This is a genomic window from Pseudomonas sp. Irchel 3F3, assembly GCF_900187545.1.
In the GTDB taxonomy this organism is placed as follows: Bacteria; Pseudomonadota; Gammaproteobacteria; order Pseudomonadales; family Pseudomonadaceae; genus Aquipseudomonas; species Aquipseudomonas fortuita.
Genome location: NZ_FYDS01000027.1, coordinates 1 through 2,242, shown reverse-complemented (window position 1 = coordinate 2,242; position 2,242 = coordinate 1). Strand labels below are relative to the sequence as shown.

Annotated in this window: 2 protein-coding genes; both read right to left on the bottom strand. The window is 64.2% G+C overall.

Features of this window, described 5'->3' with window-relative positions; genetic code table 11:
• Nucleotides 1–1,520: type VI secretion system Vgr family protein (locus tag CKW35_RS27650; RefSeq protein ID WP_095117337.1), on the bottom strand; the 1,520-nt coding region annotated here is incomplete at its 3' end.
• Nucleotides 1,521–1,533: 13 nt separating this feature from the next.
• A partial coding sequence (icmH, locus tag CKW35_RS27645) for a type IVB secretion system protein IcmH/DotU (RefSeq protein WP_095117335.1) occupies nt 1,534–2,242 on the bottom strand: 709 nt, incomplete at its 5' end.

The window sequence follows — 2,242 nt, the reverse complement described above, 5'->3', positions numbered from 1 at the left end:
TCGTTAAAACCATCGCCCTTATGGGTCTGGCTCTTGATGGTCATCCGCGTCTTGTGCTTGGGCAGGTCATACGGCGGCAGCTGATTGCCACAGTAGGTGCGCCCGGTGATCATCGGCTGGTCCGGGTCAGCGTCGACGTACTGGATGATCACGTCCTGGCCAATGCGCGGAATGGCCATCGAACCCCAGCTGCCGCCGGCCCAGCCTTGCGACACGCGTACCCAGCAGGAACTGAACTCGTTGTCCTGGCTTTCCCGGTCCCAGGGGAAGCTGACTTTCACCCGGCCCCATGGGTCGCAGTAGATCTCCTCGCCCCTGGGCCCCACCACCGTTGCCATCTGCGGGCCGTCGATGCGCGGCTTGGGCAACGGCGCCGGGCGCCATTCGGTTCTGCCGGGCACCAGCGCAGCCTCCTGGCAGTAGCGGGTACCTTGCCGGGCACCTGCAGCTTCCTCCTGAAGGCTGGTGAACTGGGTGCCTTCGTGGTGCACGCGGCTTACCCGCCAATGCCTGTTCAGGTCTTCGCGCGGGTGCCCGATCAGGGTGAAGCTCAGCCCCGGTTGCAGGCGCACATCGTCGCCTTCGACCTCGGCCAGGTGGGCGTCATGGCGCCAGGCTGTGATGCGGGTGGCGGTGAAGGGGGCGCCGACGGCCTCGCGCTTGTAGCGACCGGGGTAGTCGAAGCGCTCGTACGTGGTGGACTGGTGCCTGAGGTCGCTGCCCTCGGCACGCTGCTCCTGGCGGTAGGCCGGGTGGGTGAAGGTGTAGTCGCGCTGCACCTGGCGCGCGGTACGTACCTGCTCGCTGTAACGCAGGCGGCGCAGGCACGGCCTGGCCTGATCGCCGCCGCTGTTGGCGTGGTACAGCACCTGGTTGGGGTCGGTGTCGTCCGGCTCGAAAAAGCCTTCGTCCTCGTCATCGTCATCGGGCTTGATGGCGCCCTGGCTGAGCTGCCCCAGCCCCAGCAGCCGGTCGGTGATGAGCAGCTTGTGCAGTTTTGGCGTGTGCTCGAAGCGGTAGATGAAACCCTCTTCGGCGGCCAGGCGGGCGATGAAGTCGAGGTCGGTTTCACCGGCCTGCACGCAGAACTCGCGCACCTCGTGCTTGTCGATGCTTCTCAGCTCGTAGCCGGTGATACCCTGGCGCTTGAGCATGATCTCGAGAATCTGCGGCACGGTTTTCTGCTGGAAGATGCGCCAGTTCGAGCGCAGCCCGGCGCGGGCCAGCACGGGTTCGACCAGGGCGCGGTAACGGGTGCGATGGAAGCCCGTTTCACCCTGGCTGAAGGTGCTGACCAGGCCGTGCACGTAGCGCAGCGGGCGCTCGCCGTGCCAGATCGTGAACAGCACCGGCTTGTCGAGCAACTGACCGAAGTCGACATCGTCTTCAAAACTGACCAGTTCCAGCTTCAGCTGGAACGGCGTGCTGATGGCTTCGTCCAGCTCGAACGACACCACTTCGAATTCACTCCGGCCCACCAGCGGCTGGAAGGTAAAGCGCAAATCGGATTGGCTAGGCATGTGGCGTCCCCTGCTACTGCTGCAGAATCGCGTCGAGCGATTCCAGGACTTCGGCGGTGAGCAGGTCGAGGCGGTAGCTGTAGTAGCTGTAAGCGCAGACCATGGCGACGGCCGAGATCACCAGCGGGCTCCACCAGGGCCACTCCCAGCGTCGCGGGCGGTGGGGGCAATGAACGACGTTGCTGTAGGGGTCGCACACCTCTTGCGGCAGGGGGCCACGCAGTTCGCGGATGACCGTGTGCATGCGCGAGATCAGGGCGTTGATGATGTCTTCGCACTTGGGGTCGAGGGCGTGCTTGCCCCGCAGGCCCAGGCAGAAGCAGTAGTACAGGAACTCCAGGACATCCTGGAATTCCTTGGGCGCCTGCATGACCCGTTCGAGCAGCACGAAGATCTTTTCGCCGCCCTGGGTTTCGTCGTGGAAGATGCTGAGCAGCGGCTCGTGGCTCCAGCACGAATTGTTGCCCCAGGGGCGGCTCATCACGGCCTCGTCCAGATACAGGCACAGGGCATAGGAATAGACTTCCTGGTGCACGATGGGGTAGCCGTGCTGCTGGATTTCTTCGCGGATGTTGCTGACCTGGTTTTGCACGGTCTTGTGCACATAGGCGATGTTGGGCAGGTCATCCAGCGTACGCAGGCGAATGACCAGACCGAACAGCGGGCTCGCCGCGTCGAGCATCAGGTTTTCGAAGCCGCCACGCAGCTGGAACTCCGGGTCG